Source organism: Pseudomonas sp. O230, assembly GCF_045447035.1.
Lineage (GTDB): Bacteria > Pseudomonadota > Gammaproteobacteria > Pseudomonadales > Pseudomonadaceae > Aquipseudomonas.
In genome coordinates this window covers 655290-674678 of sequence record NZ_JBJGXN010000001.1, presented here as the reverse complement: position 1 = coordinate 674678, position 19389 = coordinate 655290, and the positions used below count along the sequence as shown (strand labels likewise).

The following is a 19389-nucleotide window of genomic DNA, read 5'->3' as shown; positions in this document are numbered from 1 at the left end:
TTGGGTCCGAGTGTAACCCAACAACTTTTGCGACACATAGGGTCAGCTAGTGACCATTTTGTAATTTTTAGTCATCAACAAAAAGCCCGCGCAAGGCGGGCTTCCATGCAGAGGGATTGAGGCTACAGCGCAAACAGCTCCGCCGGCAGCTTCATCAGGCAATCGCTGCCCGCTTCAATGGCCGCGCGATGAGCGGCAGTACGCGGCAACAAGCGCTTGAAGTAAAACTCGCTGGTCGCCAGTTTTCCCCGGCAGTAATCGGCATCGCCGCTGCCCGCATCGAGATGCGCCTGAGCCACCAGCGCCATGCGCAGCCACAGATAGCCGAGGATGATGTAACCGCTATACATCAAGTAATCCACGGACGCAGCGCCCACTTCGTCCGCATTTTTCATCGCCGCCATGCCGACCTGCGTGGTCACTTCGCCCCACTGTTGATTCAACCCGTTGAGTTGCGCCACATAACTGGCGAGTTGCGGATGATCGGCGTTTGCCGCGCAGAACTTGTGAACGATTTTGGTAAAGCCCCGCAGCAGTTTGCCCTGGCTGCCGAGCACTTTGCGCCCGAGCAAGTCCAGCGCCTGGATGCCATTGGTGCCCTCGTAGATCGGAGCGATCCGGCAATCGCGAACCAACTGCTCCATGCCCCACTCACGAATGAAGCCGTGGCCGCCAAACACCTGCATGCCATGGTTGGTCACTTCCAGCCCGGTGTCGGTCATGAAGGCTTTGCAGATCGGCGTCAGGAACGCCAACAGGTCTTCGGCGTCCTGCCGCGCCGTTTCATCCGGGCTCAGATGGGCGACATCGAGTAACTGCGCGGTGAAATAGGTCAGCGCGCGATTGCCTTCGTTGAAGGCCTTCATGGTCAGCAACATCCGGCGCACGTCGGGATGAACGATGATCGGGTCGGCAACTTTTTCCGGTGCTTTCGGGCCGGTCAGCGAACGCATCTGCAAGCGGTCGTTGGCGTATTTGATCGCGCCCTGAAAACTCGCCTCCCCCAGACACAAACCCTGCATCCCGGTGCCGAGACGCGCATGGTTCATCATGGTGAACATGCAGTTCAGGCCCTTGTTCGGTTCACCGATCAGGAAGCCCTTGGCCTCGTCGAAGTTGAGCACGCAGGTGGCCGAGGCCTTGATGCCCATTTTGTGCTCGATCGAGCCGCAGGAAACGCCGTTGCGCTCGCCCGCTTCACCGTCGGCATTGGGTAGGAATTTGGGAACGATGAACAGCGAAATGCCCTTGGTGCCTGCAGGCGCATCCGGCAGTTTCGCCAGCACGAGGTGAATGATGTTGTCGCTCATGTCGTGTTCGCCGGCCGAGATGAAAATCTTGCTGCCGGAGATCGCGTAACTGCCATCGGCGGCAGGCACGGCGCGGGTCTTGATGATGCCCAGGTCTGTGCCGCAATGGGCTTCGGTCAGGCACATGGTGCCGGTCCATTGGCCAGCGGTGAGTTTGCTCAGGTAGGTGTTTTTCTGTTCTTCGGTGCCATGGGCGTGGATCGCCGACATCGCCCCGTGCGTCAGGCCCGGGTACATGCCCCAAGAGGTGTTGCTGGAGCCGACCATCTCGCTGATGACCAACCCCAGCGAACTTGGCAACCCCTGGCCGCCATACACCGGATCGGCCGCCAGGCCATGCCAGCCACCTTCCACGTATTGTGCGAAGGCTTGCTTGAAGCCTGTAGGCGTTGTCACCACGCCATTGTCGAAACGGCAGCCTTCTTCGTCGCCGCTGCGATTGAGCGGTGCGAGAACGTTCTCACAGAATTTCGCGCCTTCTTCGAGGATTGCATTGACCATGTCCGGGCTGGCATCCGTGGCGCCCAGCGCGGCGTAGTTGCTGTGAAAATCGAAGACGTGGTCGATCAGAAAGCGCATGTCGCGCAGAGGAGCTTTGTACTCGGGCATGGTCATTTCTCCGGCAGCAGATTGATCAAACCTACTGCTGCCGACCGCGCCTCACAATCACAGTCCAGACGCTGAATGCGCCATCATCACTCAACCCGCAGCCACCTCGCGCACTGCACCACGACGTTTCTGCCCGTAAGCCACCACACAGTTTCGCCCCGCACCTTTGGCGGCGTAGAGCGCCTCGTCGGCCGACTTGAGCACTTTTTCCGGGTTGCGTTGTTCCACGCGTTCGGCGACGCCGATGCTGACGGTCACCGACACACTCGAAGCCCCTGACCCGGCACGGCGCTGACGACCTTGCAGGTCGTCCTGAGGACGGTTGTCCTGGTTACGCAGTTGAATGTTGTAGGTGGCGATGGATTCGCGGATGACTTCCAGGTGCGGCATGCACTCTTCAAGCGTCTTGCCCGCGAACACCAGCGCGAATTCCTCACCGCCGTAGCGATACGCCCTACCGCCGCCGCCGATTTTCGACAGTTTGCTGGCAACCAGTCGCAGCACCTGATCGCCGACGTCGTGGCCGTGGGTGTCGTTGAATTTCTTGAAGTGATCGACGTCGCTCATGGCCAACACGTAATTGCGCCCCAGGCGCTGCATGCGCTCGTTCAACGCGCGACGGCCGGGCAAACCAGTGAGCTCATCGCGAAAGGCCATTTGATAGGCTTCATGGGCAACCGCCGCCGCAATCATCAACATCACCTGACTGCACATGATGTTCAGGGTGAACGGCAGGATGAAAGTCTTCGGCAACGCCCAGAACAACCCGAGCAAACCCACCAGTTGGGCGGCATGCAAGGGTCTCGGGTTACGCCAGTATTGCCAGCTCAGTAGCACGAACGAAGCGATAAACACCGGGTAGGACAGCTGAATCAGGCTCATCCACGCGCCATGCAGGGCTGGCCAGCGGATTTCCGACAGCCACATCAACAGCGCCTGTGGGTAACTTTGCTCCAGGCCTAATGCCACGCTGCCGACGGCCAGCAATACCGCGAAACGCGCGACCATGTCCTGGAACAGATGGGTGCGTTCCTGCCACGCCGCGAATACGCCAAACATCAGCGGCAACAACAGACAGCACAGGTGAAAGACCACGGCGGCATCTTCACGCACTCTGCCGTTGTCGCGGTAATAGTCGGTCTGGGTGTCGAGCAGGTAGTAGGCGATGTACACCGTGACCATCAGAAACAGTTCACGCTGACGTCGGTAAACCGCGCAATAAGCGCCGCCGAGCAACAGCACCAACGTCGGCAGCACGTTGAACAGCGAAGTGAAGAAGACGTTCAGGTCCTTGACGTAAGCAGCCGCCAGCCCCGCAAGCAAAAGCAGAAGTGACGGTAGGAAATGACTGAAACGTACAGCGGAAGAACGCGGCAAGGGTAAAGCTCCGACCCGTCATGTCTATAGATGGCATTGTGCCCACTACTTTAACGGCAGGACCTCGGATTTTCTGAGTGTTTTGATAAGGTTTTTTTGACGCCGCATTACTGACTACCTTCCGGCAGCCAGCAATGCACGTTTGAGCCCCCCTCAAAGGTCGTTAAAAAACGGCTGCAATGGCCCCTCTGCGACACCGCGACCTTCTGCGCCAACGGGCTTGAGCGTTACCACCGCGTCCATGCCCTGCCGTGTGGTTATCTTCGGACTGACCGGTTTTGGCGTCACCGCGTTTTCATCACCCACATGCCCCTGCGGAATCACCAGCGACGGATGATCGAATGGCGCTTGCTCCCACGCCACGCGCGGGTCAGTCAGGCCGACCTCCATGAATTTGACCAGGGCATCGACTTCGTCGGGCGTCAGGTTCAGCGACGTCATATCCGGATCAAGGTTCGAGGTGTTGTGCTGGTTCACACTGGAATGGTCAAAGCCACTGGTGTTGTTCGCTTCCGAGCCACGCCGGTCACCGCCGCGGTTGTAGAACTCCATGACCTGTTTGAGCGTCGCCCGGCTACCATTGTGGAAATACGGCCCGGTCAACGCGATGTTGCGCAGCGTCGGCGTCTTGAAGGCACCGTCGACGGCATCGCGGAAGCCGGGATTGGGTTTGAGCGTCGCATCGCAAGGCAATGCCGAGCTCAACGGTGCTTCGAAGGTGCAGACATCGACGTCCAGCGAATCAGGCACTTTACCGCCCTGGATCTGCGTGTTGTATTCGCGAGTGAACGCCAGCGGATTACCCCATGCATCCGTGCCGCCGAGCGCCAGGTCTTCCGAGGTCGGGCGCACACCGGTGTTGTAGAAACCGTTGTCGTATAGCGTGGTCAGGTTGTCGGCCATGACCATCCGTTCGATGCGCTCCCGTGGATGGAACAGCAAGCGACTGCCAGCGTTGGTCAACTCCGCGCCACCATGGCAACTGACACACTTGCCCTTGCCGAGGAAAAGATTCATGCCCTCGACCTGCTGGGCATTCATGGCCGAATGATCGCCCTGCAAGTAAGCGTCCAGCGGAGCCTTATCCGAGATCAGGGTGGATTCGTACATCTGGATCGCCAAGCCGAAGAACAGCGGGAAATTGGCCTCCATCTGGGTGTACGGCGCATCGCCCAGCAGCACTTGCTGCGTGGCATTCCACAAACGTGGCTGGAACGCAGCCTTGATCAGTTCACGGTAAGTCGGCCTGCGCGCACCGGAAACGGAGGCCAGCACCGAATCGGTCGAGGAAATCCGTTGCTGCTTGAGCATCAGCGTGTCGAGCATGCGCCGGCCAATGTCCGCAAACGTACGCCCGCCGCAGGACATTTCCACCGGACTGCCAGGAGGCCCCACGGCCTGCGAAGCTGCCGAGGCATCCTTGAGCGCCAGTCGCACCTTGGTCGCCACGCCACCGCGATCACCGGTGACGAAAATCCCGGCATCGGGGTCGCGGTTGCCAAAAGGCGAGAAACCATTGAACACATTGTTCGCCCGACCATCCCAGAAATTACGCACGTTGAACGCGGCGTTGATTACCGTCGGCGCGTTACGCCCGGTGCTGCGACGGACATTGATGCCGCCTACCTGGAATATGCCGTCTGGCTGCGCCGTGCACTTGTCGAAACGCGCTTGGTGCGGCTTGACGAAGTTGGCGTCGAACACGCCTTGGGAGCCGATCACATCGTCGGTGGAATAGAGGATCGGCGAATTGCGATCCAGTGGATCGGCCAGCACGTGGGTCGGGAAGTCGGTTTTCTTCAGCGTGTAGTTCGGACCGCCCTTACCGCCAGACTTGGTCAAGTAGGAAGCGACGTCGCCCGGAATGTCGGAGGCGACAAACGGTTTGTTAAAGATCGAGGCGACGTTGGCATTGGTGTTTGCCTGGCCAGGGTTGATCTGGTTGGTGATCCGGTGATCGACACCCGCGTGAAAGTGGCAGGACGCGCAAGCGGTCGAGCCATCGCTGCCGATCTCCATGTCCCAGAACAGCGCCTTGCCCAACAGGATCGCCGCTGAGCGATTGAGGACGTAGTCAGTCATCAGGTCGACTTTGCGCCCGCCTTCGCTTCCCGAGGGGTCGGGTGGCGTCATGCCGTGTAACGACTGCAAGCTGGGGACGTCTGCCACGGGCGTGACAACCTCTGGCGGGGAAGCAGCGATAGCGCTCTCGCAAGCCAGACTGACAGCGATCAGGCCACCCGCGATCGAGTAGGCCCAGCGGATAAGACGAAGGATGCTCAAGGACTTCATCATGATGGCATTCTCGATTCAGTACGGAGTAGCCAGGCTCCGGGATTATCCTGTTACGAGAGGAACTCATCACCAGGGATATTGCCGCTCGCACGAGTAAACGCACCAACTAGAAGTTGGCCGTTGCGAAACGAGGCCTAACTGGAAAAATACTCTCTTGGCTCAGGCTTAATTAAAACGTTGTTTTTGTCGCACCGTGAGGTGCGCTTAACTCAACTCTAGCTGTAACAAAAAATCTCAACAGCAAAATTTAATATTTTTTATCTCGACTGACCAACGCCTCAGCTAGTAGCCATCGGTCGGGAAGCCCATCAATGGCAACTACAAACACCCACTCAATTGCGGTGAACTTCCCCCCCATTCTTGGGTGCCATTCCCCAACCACAATTGATCAGCGATAAAATATCAATACATTACAACGTGTTAAGAAGATTATTCAGAAAAACAAATATTGGCAAAGTAATTGCTAATTCATAACTCGCAAGACAACCAGAACTGTCTTCCCTATTTTAGAGATCCGACAACTGGTTGAACTAATCATCACCAATCAAAAAAACAATACTCGTGCGCTAGTTGCATTGCGCGAGCTATTGTTTTTATTTTTATATGAGCGCAAAAAACAATTTACCTCATAGACCTCTCTATTTTCCACTTGCCATCCGCCTGATATTAAGCGTATCTATAGACAACGTTTCTCAATTACCTATTTATAACTGCCCGAGGGGAGATTAGTTCAGTACTCCCAAACATGGGCGCCTATCCCCCCCTACTTCGGTGCCATTCATATAGATATCGTTTCGTGGAATACCACAACACCAGCGCAGTGCGCATTTATTGCTGGCTAACGACCGTTGGTGCCAATTCGGCACGACTACTGCTTTGCACGTTCCAGGCTCAAGGAATGTCTCTCGCGATTGTGTCCGGAACCGGCCAACGCATCGCCGATTGAATGCATCTGAAGGCTGAGTGTCAGGTATGTCGTAACCATGCTCAGACACTTGCCCTCTGGATCGAGCTCCAACTCGACGCACACGCCTTTCCGTCTTCACTGCGCGGGATTCAGCGCATTGGCAGGTCTGCGAGTCGATTGGCCGGCAACAGGTCCCGCAAGATTGTGGAGAGAACCATGAGCTTATCCCTACACGCAAAAGCGCTGGCATTAGCGCCGTTCCTCAAGCGACTCAACGGCACCTCAGGTCACCACGCGCTGCTGGCTGGCGCTGTCGCCGTCGCGCTCGCCATTGGAGGGGCAGGTCATGCACTTGCCCAAGGCGGCGCGACGGCCAAGCCCGTCAAGGGCGTACCCTCGCCGTTCTCGACCCCCACGTTGCCTAATCCGGTGTTCACCAATCCGGAAGCGATTCATGGCTTTGACGTCACGGGTTTCATCCAGAGCATGACCTTGGACCCCACCAATGCGAACTGCCCCGGCACCACCGATCCTGGTCGGTTTGGCGGGACCGTCCAACTAAACGGCGTCACGATTACCGTCCCGTGCAATACGATTTTGCAAATGCCGGCCAATACCCTGACCTGGGCGGATTTTGTCAGGGGTGGGTCGCTTGCGCTCAACAAAGGACCGACTTCATACCCCTCGTTCGAGATCCATGTGGTGGGCAATACCGTCTCCAACAAGCAAATGGCCGGGCTGATCTTTGTCTCGCAGCAAGCGGCGAATGCCGGCAGCGGCTACATCACCCGGATCGACTACACCAACGGCAACCTCGAAGTTGATAGCGGCACGCCTCTGCAACCGACGATCATCCAGATCAACGACCCAAGCGGTCGCTTTGGTCGTGCTCAAAGCCCCGACCCCCGGTTCTCCGTGGATGACGCCAACCCGACTATCCACGCTGCCACCGGCTACCCGATGTGCGTGCCGCGCACAATTTCCGGGGACGATGCTCTCTGCCCTCAGAAAAACCGGCCAAAAGTCGTGACCCCGACCACCACAAACAACTGCCGCAACTTCAGCCAGGCGGGGGTGGTACCTCCGGCCAGCGGAGAGCTGTCCCCTCCGGTTCTGGGCCAGGTTTATTGCAGTCAGTTCGTCATGAAGCGCTTCAGCGATGCTTCGCGCACAGCGACCGACCCCGACCCTATGCAACAGGCACCGTTCGAAGTCGGCGACTTCATCAGCTACGCGGGTACGCTATTCAAATCGGCCACAGCGGGTACTCCGGACTTTATCTCTGCTCACACGATCGAGGCCAACATCGGGATCTACACCCAGCCCGGTACGCAACCCAGCTATCTGGCCATCGGGGAATTCGGTATCGGTACCGCCGACCCCGCCGCAACGGCCATCAACGGCGTAGCGCAGGAGACGCAGGACCGGATTTTCCTGGAAGCATCGACAACCGACGTGAAAACACCCGTCGATATCTATCTGATAGATGTCAATCCTTCGACGGGCATACAAACCAATCGCTGGGTTACGCCTTATGAGATGACAGGTGAATGCAACCCTGCACAGTCCCTTCCAGCCAGTTGCTTTGGTGTCTCGGGTGGCATCACGAGCCAGAACATCGGCCCTCAACCACAACGCGCGAGGATTCGCGCGACCAAGGCACCGACCGGGCTTCTCAGCCAGCCGACCCGCACCTTGCGCGTTGTTGCGCGGTCACTTTGTGTTCCACAGCTGACCGCTTCCCAGACCGCCGTGGACAGTTGCATTCAAAATGCCGGCCGGTTGACGGTGGCCAACGGTCTGATCGCCGGGCAGTACGTGGCGCCAGTGTTTGAGTTCATCTTTCCGGAAGGCGTCAAGCCTGGCGATCCGGTGGTCCCGAACGACTTCTGGCACCTGCCGTTCCTGCGTAACGGAGAAGGCGCAGGCACTCCGACCGGCGTCGGCCCTCTGGACCCGACCCCTTGGTAGGTAACGTCTGAGCAGTCAGGAAGAAGCAAAAAAACCGCCGCTCCCAAAAGAGCGGCGGTTTTTTTAGAACTGCGCTAAGGCTTAGTAACCCAGTGCGAAGTCTTCTTCTTTCATGTCCATCAGGTTGTTGGCGCCCGACAGCATGGTCACTACGTGAGTGCGGGTACGTGGCAGGATGCGCTGGAAGTAGAAGCGCGCGGTCTGCAGCTTGGCGGTGTAGAACGCTGTTTCGGTGGTACCGGCAGCCAGTTTTTCAGCAGCCAGACGCGCCATGTCAGCCCAGAAGTAGGCCAGGCAGGCGTAACCGGAGTACATCAGGTAGTCCACGGAGGCCGCGCCAACTTCTTCGCGATCCTTCATGGCAGCCATACCGACCTTCATGGTCAGCTCGCCCCACTCTTTGTTCAGCGCAGCCAATGGCTCGACGAACTCTTTGACGGCTTCGTTGCCTTCGTTGGTCTGGCAGAACTTGTGGACGATCTTGGTGAAGCCTTTCAGGGCCTCGCCTTGAGTCATCAGCACTTTGCGGCCCAGCAGGTCGAGTGCCTGGATACCGGTGGTGCCTTCGTACAGCATCGAAATGCGGCTGTCGCGAACGTTCTGCTCCATGCCCCACTCAGCGATAAAGCCGTGGCCACCGTAGATTTGCACGCCGTGGTTGGCGGATTCGAAACCGACTTCGGTCATGAAGGCTTTGGCGATTGGCGTCATGAACGCCAGCAGCGCGTCGGCTTTCTTCTTCTCTTCTTCGTCCACGCCGTACTTGACGATGTCGACTTGCTTGGCGGTGAAGTAAACCATTGCGCGGTTGCCTTCGGCGAACGCTTTCATGGTCAACAGCATGCGGCGCACGTCAGGGTGCACGATGATCGGGTCAGCGGCTTTTTCCGGCGCTTTCGGGCCAGTCAGCGAGCGCATTTGCAGACGATCGCGAGCGTATTTCAGGCCGCCCTGGAAGCCGATTTCGGCGTGGGCCAGACCTTGCAGCGCTGTGCCCAGGCGAGCGGTGTTCATGAAGGTGAACATGCAGTTCAGGCCTTTGTTCGCCGGGCCGATCAGGAAACCGGTGGCCGCGTCGAAGTTCATCACGCAGGTCGCGTTACCGTGGATGCCCATTTTGTGTTCCAGGGAACCACAGGTCACCGCGTTGCGCTCGCCGATCGAACCGTCTTCGTTCGGCATGAACTTCGGAACGATAAACAGCGAGATGCCTTTGGTGCCAGCCGGTGCATCCGGCAGACGTGCCAGCACGATGTGGACGATGTTGTCGGCCATGTCGTGTTCACCGGCCGAGATGAAAATCTTGGTGCCGGAGACTTTGTAGGAACCGTCGGCCTGAGGTTCGGCCTTGGTGCGCAGCATGCCCAGGTCGGTGCCGCAGTGTGGCTCGGTCAGGCACATGGTGCCGGTCCATTCGCCAGACACCAGTTTGGTCAGGTAGGCGTGTTGTTGCTCAGGCGTGCCGTGCTCGGAGATGGTGTTCATCGCACCGTGCGACAGGCCTGGGTACATGCCCCACGACCAGTTGGCTTCGCCGACCATTTCGCTGACGGCCAGACCCAGGGACTCCGGCAGGCCTTGGCCGCCGTGTTCCACGTCGTGAGCCAGGCTTGGCCAGCCGCCTTCGACGAATTGCTTGTAGGCTTCTTTGAAACCGGTCGGGGTTTTAACGCCGGACTCGCTCCAGGTGCAACCTTCGGTGTCACCCACGCGGTTCAGCGGAGCCAGCACCTGCTCACAAAACTTGGCGCCTTCTTCGAGAATGGCGTCAACCATGTCCGGAGTTGCGTCCGAGCAAGCCGGAAGGCTCTGATAGTGCGCTTCGTAGCCGAGCAGTTCGTCACGAACGAAGCGAATATCACGCAAGGGGGCCTTGTAGTCAGGCATAGCGATAAACCTCTGCTGATGTAACCGGGAATGAACGACCGCGTTGATTTGTTGTGACGGTCAAACAGTTGTTTGAAACATACGTTTACGCCTAAATCTTGTCAAGCGCCGATCTTTTGCCGTTCGTCATCACACGTCTCGAATGCCAGAAACGAGAAGACGCAACGCTGCTGCCCGAGCAACACGCCGTTTCAGAAAGTTTAGTTAAGGGAGAAGGACTTACGCACAAAAACGCCGCGAAGGGTCGCGGCGTTGGCGGTCGGGTTCAGCGGGTGATCAGGCGAAGGTGTCGATCAGCGTACCGAGCATTTCATCGGAAGCTTTGGCAACTTTGACACCGGCCTCAACCTGAAACTTGCCCTGAGCCATCTCGACCATGTTGCTGGCGAGGTCTGACTGCTGGCTGCGATCAACCGAACGCAGGCGATTGACCTGGGCATCGGAGGACTGGCTGGTCACCGAACGCTCGACCATATTGTTGGCGATCTGGCCCGAGGCCTGATCGACACGGTTCTGCCCTGTCTGAATAGTGCTCAGACCGGCATAAAAAGCGCTACTTCCTGAGATTTCCATGGGAGAACTCGTCCTATATAGGATCAACAGTCGCCATTGAACCAGACCCGCCCGCAAAAGGCCCGACAAAAACACTAATGGCACAGTGCCTTGTCATAGTTAAAACCAGCGCGTGCAACTTCAGTCCAGCAAATCCAGTTGAAGATACTCCGCCACCGCCTCAGCGGTCACTACCTTGAGCTTCGGCACGCGCCCCAGGCACGGCGCGGGGATCCGCTCGGCCAGCGTGGCGAGGTTTTCTTCCAGGCGTGAAGTCTTGGCATCGATGATGTTGGCCACCCAACCCGCCAGTTGCAAACCGTCCTGTGCAATCGCCTCGGCCGTCAGCAGTGCATGGTTGATGCAGCCCAACCGCACACCGACCACCAGAATCACCGGCAGATCCAGCGCCATGGCCAGGTCCGACAGGTTGTCCTGATCCGCCAGCGGCACGCGCCAGCCGCCGGCGCCTTCGATCAGAGTGAAATCTGCCTGCATCTGCAGAATCTCCTGCATGGGCACCAGCAACGATTGCACGGTCAACGCCACGCCTGCCTCGCGTGCCGCCAGATGCGGAGCGATGGCCGGCTCGAAAGCCACCGGGTTGACCTGTGCATACGTCAGCGGCACCGAACACTCCGCCAACAGCGCCAACGCATCGGCGTTGCGCAAGCCCTTGGGCGTCACGTCGCAACCGGAAGCCACCGGTTTGCCCGCCGCCGTACTCAGCCCGGCCAACCGCGCGGCATGCAGCAACCCCGCCGCCACGGTGGTCTTGCCGACATCGGTGTCAGTCCCGGTGATGAAATACGCTGCGCTCATAAGGGTTTCTCCAAAACGGCATACACCACTTGATAAGTCGCCGGCAGGCCTTGGGCCTGACGAAACTGTTCATACGCCTCGACCAGGCCGAGGATCCGCGCCCTGCCCGTCAAACCACCCGGCCGACCGGGGTTCAGATTGTGCGCGCCCAGCGCCTTGAGTTCATGGGTCAGGCTGCGCACGTCCGGGTAATGCAGTACGTGAGGACGGGTTTGCAGGCTCACGACCTGCAGACCACTGGCCGCGCACAGATGTTGATAAACCCCAAACTCGCGGAAGCGGTTGACGTGCACCATGCCATCGACCTGACGCCAACTGTCTCGCAGCTCAAACAACGTGCCCACGCACAGACTAGCAAACGCAAATTTTCCGCCAGGTTTCAGCACGCGATAGGCTTCGCTGAGCACCGACGCGAAGTCGGCGCACCATTGCACCGCCAGGCTGGAGAAGATCAAATCACAGGTCGAATCCTGCAATGGCAGCCGCTCCGCATCCCCGGCGATGAAGTGCGTGGCGCCACCCAATGGACGCGCGTGATCGAGCATGCCTTCGGCAATGTCCAGCGCCACGCCGTGACCGGCCGGAAAACGCTCGCCCAGCACGCGACTGAAATGCCCGGTGCCACACCCAAGATCCAACCATCGAACCGGGACGAAATCGCTCGGCAAACGGCTCAACAACTGACTGCCGACGTCACGCTGCAATTCGGCGACGCTGTCGTAGCTGGCCGCTGCACGGGAAAAGGACGCCGCCACCTGGCGCTTGTCCGGCAGACCGCCGGGCAGGTTGGGAAGAGATAAATCAGTCATCACCGAACTCATGCAAAAAGGCCTGGATCGCCCCCGCCACACCGTGGGGGTCTTCCAGAAGAAACGCGTGGCTGGCCTGTTCGATCAGACCGATTTCAACGTCCGGCAGCAACGCCAGCAAGTCCCCTGCCGCTTCGGCCGGAACCAGTCCGTCAAGGCCGGCGAACAGGTGCAATTGCGGGCCGCGAAAGGCCTGCAACGCCTGACGGGTATCCAGTTGTGCAAGCAACTCCAGACCGTTCATCAACACCGCAGCAGAGGCGTTTGGCGCACCGCCGAGCAGCAGCCGCGACAGCCCGCGCGGGTCTTCGGCGCCTTGCGCGCAAAGCAGCGAAAAGCGCTTCACTGTCAGGCGCGGATCGGCGTTGCAGCCTGCCAGAAATGCGTCAAAGGTCTCGCCGGGCATCGCGCTCGGCCACTGGTCGCGGGCAACAAAGGAAGGATTGCTCGCCAGGGTCAGCAAACCGCAGCAACGATCCCCGCGACGGGCTGCCAACTCGGCGGCGAGCATGCCGCCGAGCGACCAACCGCCAAGCCACGCATCCTGAGGCACGGTCGAGTCCAGCTCTTCGAGCCATTCTTCAAGGTCGCTGGATTCCAGCTCCGGCAACGGCTCGATCTCGACGCGCAGGTGTTCATCCAGCCCTTGCAATGCAGCCGCCAAGGGCTCCAGCGGAGAAATCCCGAGACCCCAGCCGGGCAGCAGAATCAGACGATCACGCATGGCTTGGCTCCGGTCCCAGTTGTTGAAAACAATCGGCCAGTCCATTTAACAATAGCTGCACCTGCGCCTCGCTGTGGGCAGCGGTCAGGGTCACACGCAGACGGGCGCTACCGGCGGGCACGGTCGGCGGACGAATCGCAGTGACCATCAGACCGCGTTCGCGCAGCATCTGCGACAGCCGCACCGCACGCCCGGCATCGCCAATCATGATCGGTTGAATCGGGGTGAAGCTGTCCATCAACGCCAGGCCGATCTGCTCGGCGCCCTGGCGGAACTGGCGGATCAGGATGTTCAGATGTTCACGTCGCCAATGCTCGCTGCGCAGCAATTCCAGACTTTTCAGCGTCGCGCAGGCCAGGGCCGGCGGTTGGCTGGTGGTGTAAATGTACGGACGGGCGAACTGGATCAGGCTCTCGATCAGCTCTTCGCTGCCGGCGACAAACGCGCCCGCCGTTCCGAATGCCTTGCCGAGAGTGCCGACCAGCACCGGCACGTCTTCCTGGCTCAAGCCGAAATGCTCGACGATCCCGCCGCCGTTGGCACCCAACGGACCGAAACCGTGCGCGTCGTCGACCATCAACCACGCGCCTTTGGCCTTGGCTTCCCGGGCCAGCGCCGGCAGGTCGGCAATGTCGCCATCCATGCTGAACACGCCGTCGGTGACCACCAGCGTATTGCCGGTAGCTTTCTCGAGACGATTGGCCAGGCTCGCCGCATCGTTGTGCAGATAACGATTGAAACGCGCGCCGGACAGCAGGCCGGCATCGAGCAACGAAGCGTGGTTGAGCCGGTCCTCCAGCACCGTATCGCCCTGCCCGACCAGCGCAGTAACCGCACCGAGATTGGCCATGTAACCGGTGGTGAACAGCAACGCGCGCGGGCGGCCAGTCAGGTCCGCCAACGCTTCTTCCAGCTCATGATGTGGCGTGCTGTGGCCGATGACCAAGTGCGAAGCCCCGCCGCCGACACCCCATCGAGACGCCCCGGCGCGCCAGGCTTCAATCACTTGCGGGTGATTGGCCAGGCCCAGGTAATCGTTGTTACAGAACGCCAGCAACGGCTGGCCATCGACCACCACTTCCGGGCCCTGAGGGCTTTCGAGCAATGGACGCTGGCGATAGAGATTTTCGGCACGACGGGCAGCAAGGCGTGCGGCGAGATCGAAAGACATGCAGGCCTCGCGGTTCAGGAATTAAAAAGCAGTATCACAAAACCTGTGGGAGCGGACTTGCCCGCGATGACGGCGTCACATTCAACATAGATGTCGACTGAAAAATCGCTATCGCGGGCAAGCCCGCTCCCACAAGGTTTTGCATTCCAATCAGAGGAATCGGCGGAGGCTTCAGACAGCCGCGTTATAAAACTGCTCGCTGCTCTTCTGCTCCACCAGCGCCTGTTCGATGGCTGCCTGGTGCACTTCATCAGCATGCTCTTCGCGTGCTTCCGGCAAGATGCCGAGGCGCGAGAACAGTTGCATGTCCTTGTCGGCCTGCGGGTTGGCAGTGGTCAGCAGTTTTTCGCCGTAGAAAATCGAGTTCGCACCAGCGAAGAACGCCAGGGCCTGCATCTGCTCGTTCATCGCTTCGCGGCCGGCGGACAGGCGCACGTGGGATTGCGGCATCAGGATGCGCGCGACGGCGAGCATGCGGATGAAGTCGAACGGGTCGATGTCTTCGGCATTTTCCAACGGCGTACCGGCGACTTTCACCAGCATGTTGATCGGCACCGACTCCGGGTGCTCCGGCAGGTTGGCCAGCTGGATCAGCAGGTTGGCGCGGTCGTCGAGGGTTTCGCCCATGCCGAGAATGCCGCCGGAGCAGATCTTCATCCCGGAATCACGAACGTAGGCCAGGGTTTGCAGGCGCTCGCTGTAAGTGCGGGTGGTGATGATGCTGGTGTAGAAATCCGGCGAGGTATCGAGGTTGTGGTTGTAGTAGTCGAGGCCGGCCTTGGCCAGCGCTTCGGTCTGATCCTGATCGAGACGCCCGAGGGTCATGCAGGTTTCCAGGCCCATGGCTTTTACGCCCTTGACCATCTCCAGCACGTACGGCATGTCTTTGGCCGACGGGTGTTTCCACGCCGCGCCCATGCAGAAACGGGTCGAGCCGATGGCCTTGGCGCGTGCAGCCTCTTCGAGGACCTTCTGCACTTCCATCAGTTTTTCTTTTTCCAGGCCGGTGTTGTAGTGACCGGACTGCGGACAATATTTGCAATCTTCCGGGCAGGCCCCGGTCTTGATCGACAGCAGCGTGGAAACCTGGACGCGGTTGGCGTCGAAATGCGCGCGGTGCACGGTCTGCGCCTGGAACAGCAGGTCATTGAATGGCTGAACGAAGAGTGCTTTGACTTCGGCCAAAGACCAGTCATGACGCAGGGTTGCAGAGGTGCTGGCGCTCATGGGCGTTTCCTTTGTTTTATGCTGGGCAAGCGGTCGGGGACGGAATACCCACAGACGCGACACGGATGTTCGGCATATTTAAGGAAGAGCGATGCGCTGTCAACCACGATACGAGAAGCCGGTTTACATCTGGTTAAAAAACAAACAACTCTGCTTGCTCTGCGGCGAGACGGCCGAAGACGCCACGCCGATCTGCATGGCCTGCGAAACCGAACTGCCCTGGCTCGGCGATCACTGCCAGACCTGCGCCCTGCCGTTACCCGCAGCGGGCATGACGTGCGGTCAATGCTTGCAGCAACCGCCGCCCTTCGAACAGGTGATCGCGCCGTGGACCTACGGTTTTCCGGTCGACAGCCTGATCACCCGGTTCAAGCACAACGCGAAGTGGCCGTTTGGTCGCCTACTCGCCGAACTTCTTGCGCAATCCCTGCAACATCACTTCGATGAAGCGTTGCAACGGCCAGATGCGCTGGTCCCCGTTCCGCTCGCCGCTAAACGTCTGCGCCAACGGGGGTTCAACCAGGCGTCGATGCTGGCCCGCTGGCTCAGCGCCAGTCTGAATATTCCATGCGATGAAACGCTGCTAAAGAGGGTTCAAGACACCAGCGCGCAACAAGAGCTCAAGGCCGACGCCCGTAAAAAAAACCTGCTCAACGCATTCGCACTGACACCGGGTGCGCCGATCAAAGGTCGCCACCTGGCGCTGGTGGACGACGTGTTGACCACCGGCGCCACGGCCCAGGCACTGGCCCGTCTGCTAATGAACGCCGGCGCCGCGCGAATCGACATCTACTGCCTCGCGCGCACACCAAAACCCGGCGACGCGGTTTGACCTGATGACACAAAACCTGTGGAAGTGAGCCTGCTCGCTCCCACAAGTGTTTGGCCTGACTTGACTCCCGGGCTTGCAGCCGCCAACTTCCTTTGCATCATCCCAGCCCAAAGCGCCTCGCCATGTCCTTGCCTACGTTGTTGTCCCAGCACATTGTCCGGCGCCCGCAGCGCATTGCCTTGTTGCAACACATTGCCGAGCAGGGCTCGATCACCCGCGCCGCGAAAAGTGCGGGCCTGAGCTACAAAGCGGCATGGGACGCCATCGACGAGCTGAACAACCTTGCGCAGAAACCACTGGTGGAGCGCAGTGTCGGCGGCAAGGGCGGCGGGGGCGCCAAGCTGTCCAGCGAGGGCGAGCGCGTGTTGCGCCTGTATCAAAAGCTGCAGATGTTGCAGGCTCAGGTTCTGGAAGCCGCCGAAGACGCCAGCGACCTCGATCTGCTCGGCCGCCTGATGCTCAGAACCAGCGCACGCAATCAATTGCACGGCAAGGTCATGGAAATCGAAGTTCAGGGACGCAACGACCTGATCCGCCTGGAATTGGCTGAAGGCTTGATCCTCGTTGCGCAGATCACTCACGACAGCACACTGCGCCTGGAGCTGGAAACCGGCACCGAAGTCGTCGCCCTGATCAAGGCCGGTTGGCTCGACCTGCTGGCCATCGAAGTCCCTGCAACCCCCGGACACAATGACCTGACTGGCATCATCGAAGAAATCCTCGACGCCGAAGATGGCCCCAGTGAAGTGCGCATTGGCCTGCCCAATGGCCAGACGCTGTGCGCGCTGGCCGAGCCGCTGCACCTGGGAATCCAGCGCCTCGCCGTCGACAAACCGGTGCGAGTGCAGTTTTCGCCGTCCAACGTCTTGCTCGGTACGCCGCTCTGAAACATAAGCGTCATTAACGCGCTTTAAGGTGACTGCAAAAACCCGCAGGGAGCCTGATGTGAGCCTATTAGAAGACAATCAAAACACCGACCTCGAGAACATGGTCGGCCTCAGCCGTCGCGGCTTCATCAGCGCGGGCGCCCTGTGCGGTGCTGCGATGTTCCTCGGCGGTAATCTGCTCAGCCGCAGTGTGCTCGCCGCGAGTGTCAGCGCCGGCACCAGCAAACTCTTGGGCTTTGACAGCATCCCCGCCGCCACCAGCGACGCCATCACCCTGCCAGCGGGCTACAAGTCTTCGGTGCTGATCAGTTGGGGCCAGCCACTGCAAAAGAACGGCCCGGCATTCGACCCGAGCGGCAACGGCAGCGCTGAGCAGCAGGAAGTCCAGTTCGGCGACAACAACGACGGCATGAGCCTGTTCGAGTTTCCCGGTGAGAAAGACCGGGCGCTGATGGCGATCAACAACGAATACACCAACTACCGCTACCTCTACCCGCACGGTGGTATGCCGCAATCGTCCGAAGAAGTGCGCAAGGCGCTGGCCTGCGAAGGCGTGTCGGTGATCGAAGTGCAGCGCAAGAACGGCCATTGGCAATTCGTCCAGGGCTCGCGCTACAACCGGCGCATTCACGGCAATGCACCGATCAGCCTGAGCGGTCCGGCCGCCGGCCACGCACTGGTGAAAACCAGCGCCGACCCGCACGGCAAAAACGTGCTCGGCACCTTCCAGAACTGCGCCAACGGCAAGACGCCGTGGGGCACTTATCTGACCTGCGAAGAAAACTTCACCGATTGCTTCGGCAGCAGCAATGCCGAGCAGAAATTCGACGCCGCGCAAAAACGCTACGGCGCGGTGGCGACCAGTAAAGAGATCAACTGGCATCAACACGACGAGCGCTTCGACCTGGCGAAAAACCCCAACGAGCTCAACCGTCATGGCTGGGTGGTGGAAATCGACCCGTTCGATCCGCAATCGACCCCGGCCAAGCGCACCGCGCTGGGCCGTTTCAAACATGAAAACGCGGCCCTGGCCGAAACCCATGACGGCCACGCCGTGGTGTACATGGGCGACGACGAGCGCGGTGAATTCATCTACAAATTCGTCAGCCGCGACAAAATCAACCACAAGAACCCGAAAGCCAATCGCGACTTGCTCGACCACGGCACCTTGTACGTGGCGCGTTTCGACGCGGGCGACGGCAATGCCGATCACCCGAAAGGCCAGGGCGAGTGGATCGAGCTGACCCACGGCAAAAACGGCATCGACGCCAGCAGCGGTTTTGCCGATCAGGCCGAAGTGCTGATTCATGCGCGCCTCGCGGCCACGGTGGTGAAAGCCACGCGCATGGACCGTCCGGAATGGATCGTCGTCAGCCCCATGGATGGCCAGGTCTATTGCACACTGACCAACAACGCCAAGCGCGGTGAAGACGGTCAACCGGTAGGCGGGCCCAACCCGCGCGAGAAGAACGTGTACGGGCAGATTCTGCGCTGGCGCACCGACCGTGATGATCACAGTTCGAAAAGCTTTGCCTGGGATCTGTTTGTGGTCGCCGGCAACCCGGGTGTCCACGCCGGCACGCCGAAGGGCGGTTCGTCGAACATCACGCCACAGAACATGTTCAACAGCCCGGATGGTCTGGGTTTCGACAAGGCTGGGCGCTTGTGGATTCTCACCGATGGCGATTCGAGCAATGCCGGTGATTTTGCCGGTATGGGCAACAACCAAATGCTCTGCGCCGACCCGGTGACCGGGGAGATTCGTCGGTTCATGGTCGGGCCGATTGGTTGCGAGGTGACAGGGATCAGCTTCTCGCCGGATCAGAAGACCCTGTTTGTCGGGATTCAGCATCCGGGGGAAAACGGTGGTTCGACGTTCCCTGAGCATTTGCCGGATGGCAAGCCACGGTCTTCGGTGATGGCGATTTCCCGTGAGGATGGCGGGATCGTCGGCGCCTGATAGGCCCTCATCGCCGGCAAGCCAGCTCCCACAGGGGACTTGCGGAGTG

14 protein-coding genes are annotated in these 19389 nt (G+C 59.7%); 4 read left to right on the top strand and 10 right to left on the bottom strand.

Annotated elements, in window-relative coordinates:
• Window positions 1-122 precede the first annotated feature (122 nt).
• The 3 genes from ACI77H_RS03165 to ACI77H_RS03155 form a co-directional block, all read right to left on the bottom strand.
• The gene (locus tag ACI77H_RS03165; protein ID WP_407010323.1) at window positions 123-1919 is read right to left on the bottom strand and encodes an acyl-CoA dehydrogenase C-terminal domain-containing protein; all 1797 of its coding nucleotides are present in this window, start codon (window positions 1917-1919) and stop codon (window positions 123-125) included.
• A 90-nt stretch (window positions 1920-2009) separates the two neighbouring features.
• Window positions 2010-3296 carry a GGDEF domain-containing protein gene (locus ACI77H_RS03160; protein WP_407010322.1) on the bottom strand — a complete coding sequence of 429 codons (1287 nt, stop codon included), beginning with the start codon at window positions 3294-3296 and terminating at the stop codon, window positions 2010-2012.
• Between the two features lie 153 nt (window positions 3297-3449).
• Window positions 3450-5591: a cytochrome-c peroxidase gene (locus ACI77H_RS03155; RefSeq protein ID WP_407010321.1), complete on the bottom strand. Its 2142-nt coding sequence runs from the start codon at window positions 5589-5591 to the stop codon at window positions 3450-3452.
• 1123 nt (window positions 5592-6714) lie between these two features.
• On the opposite strand from ACI77H_RS03155, the gene ACI77H_RS03150 reads away from it, so the two are divergent.
• On the top strand, window positions 6715-8469 hold the full coding sequence (locus ACI77H_RS03150; protein ID WP_407010320.1) for a hypothetical protein: 1755 nt from the start codon (window positions 6715-6717) through the stop codon (window positions 8467-8469).
• 81 nt (window positions 8470-8550) lie between these two features.
• On the opposite strand, the gene ACI77H_RS03145 is transcribed toward ACI77H_RS03150, so the two are convergent.
• From ACI77H_RS03145 to bioB, 7 genes are all read right to left on the bottom strand, one after another.
• Window positions 8551-10356 carry a phenylacyl-CoA dehydrogenase gene (locus ACI77H_RS03145; protein ID WP_407010319.1) on the bottom strand — a complete coding sequence of 602 codons (1806 nt, stop codon included), beginning with the start codon at window positions 10354-10356 and terminating at the stop codon, window positions 8551-8553.
• A 276-nt stretch (window positions 10357-10632) separates the two neighbouring features.
• Window positions 10633-10929, bottom strand: a complete 297-nt coding sequence (locus tag ACI77H_RS03140) for a pyrroloquinoline quinone biosynthesis protein PqqE (RefSeq protein WP_150639122.1) — start codon at window positions 10927-10929, stop codon at window positions 10633-10635.
• A 120-nt stretch (window positions 10930-11049) separates the two neighbouring features.
• Window positions 11050-11730 carry a dethiobiotin synthase gene (gene bioD / locus ACI77H_RS03135; RefSeq protein ID WP_407010318.1) on the bottom strand — a complete coding sequence of 227 codons (681 nt, stop codon included), beginning with the start codon at window positions 11728-11730 and terminating at the stop codon, window positions 11050-11052.
• Complete coding sequence (gene bioC / locus ACI77H_RS03130) at window positions 11727-12539, bottom strand: malonyl-ACP O-methyltransferase BioC (RefSeq protein WP_407010317.1); 813 nt, start codon at window positions 12537-12539, stop codon at window positions 11727-11729. The genes bioD and bioC overlap by 4 nt, the downstream gene beginning before the upstream one ends.
• Window positions 12532-13263, bottom strand: coding sequence for an alpha/beta fold hydrolase (locus ACI77H_RS03125; protein WP_407010316.1), 732 nt, complete (start codon window positions 13261-13263; stop codon window positions 12532-12534). The genes bioC and ACI77H_RS03125 overlap by 8 nt, the downstream gene beginning before the upstream one ends.
• Window positions 13256-14434, bottom strand: coding sequence for an 8-amino-7-oxononanoate synthase (gene bioF / locus ACI77H_RS03120; protein WP_407010315.1), 1179 nt, complete (start codon window positions 14432-14434; stop codon window positions 13256-13258). The genes ACI77H_RS03125 and bioF overlap by 8 nt, the downstream gene beginning before the upstream one ends.
• 171 nt (window positions 14435-14605) lie before the next feature.
• Window positions 14606-15661 (bottom strand): biotin synthase BioB, encoded by a 1056-nt coding sequence (bioB, locus tag ACI77H_RS03115; RefSeq protein ID WP_407010314.1) that lies wholly within the window; start codon window positions 15659-15661, stop codon window positions 14606-14608.
• 91 nt (window positions 15662-15752) lie between these two features.
• Between bioB and ACI77H_RS03110 the strand changes: the two genes are divergently transcribed.
• From ACI77H_RS03110 to ACI77H_RS03100, 3 genes are all read left to right on the top strand, one after another.
• Entirely contained in the window at window positions 15753-16493 is a 741-nt protein-coding gene (locus tag ACI77H_RS03110; RefSeq protein WP_407010313.1) for a ComF family protein, read from the top strand.
• A 122-nt stretch (window positions 16494-16615) separates the two neighbouring features.
• A complete protein-coding gene (locus ACI77H_RS03105) occupies window positions 16616-17380 on the top strand; it encodes a TOBE domain-containing protein (RefSeq protein WP_407010312.1) in 765 nt (254 codons plus the stop codon).
• Window positions 17381-17438: 58 nt separating this feature from the next.
• A complete protein-coding gene (locus ACI77H_RS03100) occupies window positions 17439-19340 on the top strand; it encodes a PhoX family protein (RefSeq protein WP_407010310.1) in 1902 nt (633 codons plus the stop codon).
• Window positions 19341-19389 lie beyond the last annotated feature (49 nt).